This is a genomic window from Collinsella sp. CLA-ER-H6, assembly GCF_040092305.1.
GTDB lineage: Bacteria > Actinomycetota > Coriobacteriia > Coriobacteriales > Coriobacteriaceae > Collinsella.
Genome location: NZ_JBBNLS010000010.1, coordinates 83,455 through 90,213, shown reverse-complemented (window position 1 = coordinate 90,213; position 6,759 = coordinate 83,455). Strand labels below are relative to the sequence as shown.

Annotated in this window: 6 protein-coding genes; 4 read left to right on the top strand and 2 right to left on the bottom strand. The window is 59.8% G+C overall.

All coding sequences use genetic code 11. The features are described 5' to 3' along the window. Positions 1 to 463 precede the first annotated feature (463 nt). From AAAX77_RS06030 to AAAX77_RS06020, 3 genes are all read left to right on the top strand, one after another. Entirely contained in the window at positions 464 to 1,036 is a 573-nt protein-coding gene (locus tag AAAX77_RS06030; protein ID WP_349105283.1) for a hypothetical protein, read from the top strand. A gap of 107 nt (positions 1,037 to 1,143) precedes the next feature. Then, entirely contained in the window at positions 1,144 to 2,895 is a 1,752-nt protein-coding gene (locus AAAX77_RS06025; protein WP_349105282.1) for an energy-coupling factor transporter ATPase, read from the top strand. Beyond that, complete coding sequence (locus AAAX77_RS06020) at positions 2,888 to 3,634, top strand: energy-coupling factor transporter transmembrane component T (RefSeq protein ID WP_349105280.1); 747 nt, start codon at positions 2,888 to 2,890, stop codon at positions 3,632 to 3,634. The genes AAAX77_RS06025 and AAAX77_RS06020 overlap by 8 nt, the downstream gene beginning before the upstream one ends. Before the next feature lie 125 nt (positions 3,635 to 3,759). On the opposite strand, the gene AAAX77_RS06015 is transcribed toward AAAX77_RS06020, so the two are convergent. Continuing rightward, positions 3,760 to 4,506: an aspartate/glutamate racemase family protein gene (locus AAAX77_RS06015; protein WP_349105278.1), complete on the bottom strand. Its 747-nt coding sequence runs from the start codon at positions 4,504 to 4,506 to the stop codon at positions 3,760 to 3,762. Between the two features lie 84 nt (positions 4,507 to 4,590). Further along, entirely contained in the window at positions 4,591 to 5,847 is a 1,257-nt protein-coding gene (locus AAAX77_RS06010; protein WP_349105277.1) for an ATP-grasp domain-containing protein, read from the bottom strand. A 234-nt stretch (positions 5,848 to 6,081) separates the two neighbouring features. Here AAAX77_RS06010 and AAAX77_RS06005 point away from each other — a divergent pair, with 234 nt between their 5' ends. Further along, complete coding sequence (locus AAAX77_RS06005; RefSeq protein ID WP_349105275.1) at positions 6,082 to 6,714, top strand: MOSC domain-containing protein; 633 nt, start codon at positions 6,082 to 6,084, stop codon at positions 6,712 to 6,714. Positions 6,715 to 6,759: the final 45 nt, after the last annotated feature.

Sequence of the window (6,759 nt, the reverse complement as noted above, 5' to 3'; positions counted from 1 at the left end):
TCCGGACATGCCGTCCTCCGATCTCCCGGGGCCGGCCGGTCCGGCCCTCAGGGTATCGGGTTCCCACATTCATCCGCACATGTGCGGATGAATGTGGGAGGTGTTCGGATGAAGTTGATAATCAAGGCGGGAAACCCGCCTGAAATCTTTTCAAAAAAGATTTCCCCGCACACACTTCGCTGTGCTATAGTGCAGCGCAACAGCAACTAGGTGCGACCGCGCCACGGCATCACGAAAGGAGCCACCAACATGAAGAACACGATGAACTCTCTCAACAACTGGTGGTGGCGTGATGCGAATACGATCGGTCGACAGTGAGTCCCTCACGCCTGTTTTTGCGCTCTAGGTGATTGAAAGGCCTCCGGTTTCGACCGGGGGCCTTTTTTCTATCTCGAGCCCGATCGCATTCGCATCACGCGCCTCCGCTTTTCTCTTGCACTCCCCTTCCGAAAGGATTTTCACCATGTCTCAGAACACCACCGCCGCCCAGCCCCGCACCATCCAGACCGCCGACCGCGGCAAACTCGACGTCCGTGCTCTCGTCCTGCTCGCCATCCTGCTCGCCGCCGGCTTCATCCTCAACTTCACCGTCGGCAAGGCCATCTCGGGCATCTCGGGCGGCATGATCAGCCCCGAGTTCATCATCTCGGCCTTCTGCCTCACCATCCTGGTCGTTCGCCCCAACATCGGCCAGGCGCTCGTCATTGGCCTCATCTCAGCTGCCGTGATCCAGATCACCACCACTTCGCCTTTCGTCGATTTTGCCGCCGAGGGCATCGCCGCCATGCTCATGGCCGGCATCGTCAACGCCGCCGGCAAGAACGGTCAGGTCAAGCCCGCCATCGCCATTGTTGCAACCTTCCTGACCACCTTTGTCTCCGGCGTCATCTTCATGATCATCAAGATGGCCATGCTCGGCGTGGTCGGCGAGCTCGCCGCCGCCATGCTGCCCGTCGTCGCCATGACCGCCGTCTTTAACGCCATTCTGGTCGGCGCCCTCTACTTGCCCATCCAGAAGGCCCTGAAGCTCAACTAACTCATCGCTGCCCCACCAGCAAAGACTGTCCCAAACGACTAGCTTTTGGGGACGTTCTTAAACGACTGGTCATGTAAGAACGTCCCCAATGACTATGAAAGGTATCCATGGAAACGATCATCAACGTCGACGATGTCTCGTTCTCCTATGGCACGCAGACCGAGCAGGCGCTCAGCCACATCTCGCTCAGCGTAAACAAGGGAGATTTCATCGGCATCATCGGGCCCTCGGGCGCCGGCAAGTCCACGCTTGCCGCCTGTCTGTCGGGTGCCGTGCCCCACCACTACACCGGCACGTTCTTTGGGTCCGTCATGGTCGACGGCCACGACACCTGCGAAGTCTCGCTCACCGACGTGTCGCAAATCGTCGGCAGTGTGCTGCAGGATATCGACACGCAGATGGTCGCTTCGGTCGTCGAGGACGAGATGCTCTTTGGCCTCGAGAACTTTGGCGTTCCCCACGACCAGATCAAGCAGCGCGTGAGCGAAACGCTCGAGACCGTCGGCATCAGCGACCTGCGCGACCGCGAGATCGCCACGCTCTCGGGCGGACAGAAGCAAAAGGTAGCCATCGCCGCCATCCTCGCCATGCGCCCGCACGTCTTGGTTCTCGACGAGCCCACCGCGGCACTCGACCCCGCCAGCTCCACGTTGGTCTTCGAGACGCTGCGTGAGGCAAACCGCGCACTTGGAATCACCATCGTCGTCGTTGAGCAAAAGGTCGCCCTGCTCTCGGAGTACTGCAACCGCGTGCTCGTGCTCAACCATGGCGAAATTGCGCTGCAGGGCGAGCCACACGAGGTCTTCGCGCATACCGACGAGCTCCGTGCCATCGGCGTCGACTGCCCTCGCGTCACGCGTATCTTCAATAGCCTCGAGGCCGATGGCATGGTAAGCGGTACCCCCTGCTTGGATGTCGATGAGGCCGAGCGCCTGATTTCGGGCATCGTCGACCCCGCACGCGCGGCTATCGAAGCCCAGGCGCCCGCCGGTTCCCCGCATGCACCGTCGTTGCGCCCTCATGCCAAGGACGCCGAACCCGTACTCACCTTCGACCATGTTGAGTTTGCCTATCCCAATGGCGGCGCCGCCGTACACGACCTTAGCCTGACGCTCTATCCTGGCGAGCTCGTGGGCATCGTCGGCCAAAACGGCGCCGGCAAGACCACGCTCACCAAACTGCTCACAGGCCTGCTTAAGCCCGCCTCGGGCAGCGTGCGCGTCACGGGACTGGATACCGCAGCCGTTCCCACGAGCCGCATCGCTCGCGAGGTCGCGACCCTCTTCCAAAACCCCGACCGCCAGATCTGCAAGGACACCGTGCTCGACGAGGTCGCCTTTGGCCTGGAGCTTACCGGCATCGACCGTGCCGAGGCGCTGCGTCGCGCCCAGCTCGTCATCGACCGCTTTGGCTTGCCGGCCGACGAGGCGCCCTTCTCGCTCTCGCGCGGCCAGCGACAAATGGTGGCGCTTGCCTCCGTCGTAGTGGTTGAGCCCAAGATCGTCGTGCTCGACGAGCCCACGAGCGGCCTTGATTACCGCGAGTGCATGACCGTCATGGAAACGGTGCGCACCATGGCCGAGCGCGGTTGCGCCGTTATCATGGTCTGCCACGATATGGAAGTCGTCTCGGATTTTGCCGAGCGCATTGTGGTAATGGCCGACGGTCGCATCCTCGACCGCGGCCGCACGCACGAGCTATTCTCGAACATCGATCTCATGCGGCGTGCCTACGTGGAGCCTCCCCAGGTTATTGAACTCTCGCGCCGTCTGGCATCTTCCGTCTCGCCCGCTTTTGCGCAGGTGAGCGAGGTCACCGATGTCGTTCGAATTACCAAGGAGATGGTCCACCGTGGTTAACGTCATCGACTACATGCCGGGCGATACGCTGCTGCATCGCCTGAATCCCGTCGTCAAACTGGGCCTCGCTGCCGCCATCATCGTCGGCATCTTCTTGTCCGACACCTACGTGGCGCTGCTGGGCTTTTTGGCACTCACCCTTGCGCTGGGTGCCTATGCCGGCGTCGTCGACCGTCTGTTCTCGCTGCTCAAGTTGCTGATTCCGCTCGCGCTTATCATGCTGGTGCTCCAGCTGGCCTTTATGCGCGATGGCAACGTGGTATGGGGTTTTATCACCGACACGGGCCTCATCACAGGATCGAAGGCCTGCCTGCGCCTGCTGGGTGTGGCGTTACCACTCATCCTCATGCTCATGGTGACCAAGCTCAACGACCTTGCCAACGCCTGCGTCGAGGTGCTGCACGTACCGTATCGCTATGCCTTCACCTTTACCACGGCGCTGCGCTTTGTGCCGGTGTTTGGTCAGGAGATGAACGCCATCATGGAGGCGCAGACCGCACGCGGCGTCGAGTACGACACCAAAAACCCCATCAAGAAGCTTAAGCTCATGTTGCCACTGTGCGTGCCGCTGCTCATCTCGAGCGTGGGCAAGACCGATGCCACAGCCTTGGCGGCAGAACAGCGCGGCTTCTATCTGCGTACGCGCGCCAGCTCGTACAAGCGCTACCCCATCAAGGGCCTGGACATCGCCGTGCTCATCGTCAGCATCGTCCTCATCGCCATCGGCTTCCTGTTCTAGTTCACCACCGACAGCAACCGCCCAACGCAAAAGGCCTCGGCTCGCACCAAACGAGCCGAGGCCTTTACTGTTTCACCAGATAAAACCTACCAAAATTAACCTGTCCCTTTTTGGCAGGTCGGAAGCTAGAGGCGATAGAGAGCGCCGCTGCGGATGATGGATTCGCGCACCAGGACATCCATGGCGTCGAGGGTGATCTCGGGCATCTCTCGGTACTTCTGCAGCACCGATAGCTCGGTGCAGGCCAGAATGACACGGTCGCAGCCGCTACGGGCGAACTCCCACATCACGCGGTCGAACTTATCCATATCGGGCTCACGTCCGGCCTTCACATCATCGTAGATAAGCGACATCACATCGTTCTGACGTTTCTCGCTGGGATAGACAACCTCAACACCCGCAGCCTTACATTCGCGGCCGTAGACGCCCGCGCCCACGGTTCCGTCGGTGCCCATGATGCCAATCTTGTGCACTGGCTCGGCCGGCATACTCAGGTTGGGGTCGAACTCGCACTCCCCCATCACCGCACCGGCCAGAGCATAGCGCACCGACTCACGCGGCATATGGATAATCGGCACCTTCGTAAACGACTGGATCTGGTCGTAGAAGTAGTGCGACGTGTTGCAGGGAATGGCAATGTGCGCACAGCCCAGCGACTCGAGTGCCTGGGCACACTCTTTCATGGTCGCCAGCAGCTTGGCATGCTCGCCGGTCTTAATGGCCAACGTGCGGTCGGGCATGGTCGACTTGGAGAGCACCACCATGTCGATATGTTCCTGATCGCAGGCAGCAGCCGTATGACGCACCACCTGGTCGTAGTAATACGACGTGGCCTCGGCGCCCATGCCGCCGATAACTCCCAGCTTTTCCATCGCCGCCTCCTTGGTGACGCTTGCGCAATTGCGCGTATCATACCCGCGCCCGCCCGATGCAAACCGGACGGGCGCCGCGCTCATCTACTTGTAATACGTCTTGAACAGCTTAAAGTGGCGCAGCTTGGTGTGCCACATGCGCAGCCAGCGGTTAAAGACAAAGTCGCCCTTCATAAACGAAGGGTCGGCGCCCTTACCTTCCCTGTCCAGGCGATGCACCTTCGCACGCAACTCGGGATCCTTGACGTACTTGTCGACGACGCCCATGGGGACGACCATCCACAGGGCCTCGTCCTGAGCCGTCACAAACTCCGGCTCAAACGGACGGTTGAACACATACTCGTCCACCACATACTTGGCAACGTTAAAGCCGCTGTTGGTAACGTAGTAGTTGCTGCGGCCCTGGCGCGTGTTGAAATCGAAGAACTTAAACGAGCCGTCGCGCTCGTCGTACTTAACGTCAAAGTTGGAATAGCCCACAAAGTGAAGGTCCTCGAGCAACTTGCGCACGCCGCCCATGAGCTCGTCGTTGGGCTCGGTAATGATACAGGCATGGTTGCCAACACCGTGGGGCTGATGCTCCTCGAGCAGCACATGGCCCAGGCACATCATGCGCACCTTGCCGTTGCGGTCGGAATAGCTGGTGAGCACGCGCATGTACTCGTCGTTGCCGGGCACGCGGTCCTGCAAGATCAGATCGTCGGTGTAGCCGCTGGCATACGAATCGCGAATGACCTGTTCCAGCTCGGCGCGGTCGGCAATCTCATAGGCCTTCTTCTGACCCTCGAACTCATGCTGCCACCACATGATGCCGTCAGAAGGCTTCAGAATCATCGGGTAAGGAAAATCGATCTGGTCGAGCACTTCGGCAGGCGCCTCACCCTGGGCATTAAGCATCGCCTTGGTAAAGGTAAACGTGTGCGGATAGGGCACACCATGCTTCTCGCACAGCTCGTAGAAGATCTCCTTCTTCTGGCACTGCTCGAGCATGCTGTAGGGCGCGTAGGGAGCGACGATGTTATCCGCCAGCTCATGAGCATCTTTGGCTTGAGCCACGAGAGCGACATAGTTGTCGCCACAACCCACAAGGACAATCGTCTTGTCGGCATGCGCTTGGGCAATGCCGTTGACGGTTTTGAGCATCACGGGCATGGTGTCGATATCCACGTTGGGCGTGTAGTCGATAATCTGGCTGCGGTACGCGGGACCCGTCTGATACTTGCCAAAGACCAGACTCTTGACCTGGTACTCCTCGTAGAAGGCGCGCGCCACCGAATAGGCGTTGATGTCGCCACCAAGCAGCACGGGAATGAACTCGCGCTCTGTAAATTGCAATGCCATGGAAACTTCCTATCATGAACTGCCCACACAACGGGCGGTCTTTGCGCAACTGATTTATTCTAGCGTGCCAAGCCGCCGGCGCCCAAAGCTCCACCGTATCTATGGCAATCGACGTAATCGTCCAGCACGAAGGCCAGCACGAAGACGGCGCTCACCGTTGTATGACAATGGGCAATGAACCTACCATTGTTGTAGGATTCAGCGTATTGACATCCTCAAACGAAAGGCGCACACGTGCCCCAAGACCATCCGACCGATAATCCTATCCTCAATGCCGCGAAGCGCGAGCTGGCGGAACGTGCGAAAGCGACCGCTCCCCTGTGCACGGCAAACGACGCCTACAACGGACCCGCCCGCATCGTCTCGATCAACACGTCGGCACACAAGGGCACGCGCAAGTCGCCCGTCGCCGATGGACACGACACCGTTATAGAGCAATTTGGCCTCGCCTCCGACGCACACGCCGGGCATTGGCACCGTCAGGTTTCCTTTTTGGCCGCAGAGTCCATCCAGACGGCGCAGGCCCGCGGACTCGATGTGCGCAAGGGTGACTTCGGAGAGAACTTCACAACCCGGGGCATCAACCTGCTCTCGCTCCCCTTGGGCACACAGCTCAAGCTTGGCAGCGAGGTGCTTGTCGAAATCAGCCAAATCGGCAAGGTCTGCCACACACGCTGTGCCATCTACTATCTCGCCGGCGACTGCATCTTTCCCCACGAGGGCGTTTTTGGCGTGGTACTAAAGGGCGGAGAGGTCTACGCCGGCGACGATATCCAGGTAATCAAACTCGGCGACGGCACCTGTTCGTTCACCCCCGCCGAGGCCCTCGAAGAGATTGAGCAGGCTCGCCAGAAGGGCACGCTGTAGTTATAAAACCCCACGTTGAGATGGCTTTTACAGCCCAAAACCCCT

Coding starts and splice junctions, on each gene's coding strand:
- AAAX77_RS06015 (WP_349105278.1), bottom strand. CDS start 4,506: ATGGAAAAGCTGGGAGTTATCGGCGGCATGGGCGCCGAGGCCACGTCG.
- AAAX77_RS06030 (WP_349105283.1), top strand. CDS start 464: ATGTCTCAGAACACCACCGCCGCCCAGCCCCGCACCATCCAGACCGCC.
- AAAX77_RS06025 (WP_349105282.1), top strand. CDS start 1,144: ATGGAAACGATCATCAACGTCGACGATGTCTCGTTCTCCTATGGCACG.
- AAAX77_RS06010 (WP_349105277.1), bottom strand. CDS start 5,847: ATGGCATTGCAATTTACAGAGCGCGAGTTCATTCCCGTGCTGCTTGGT.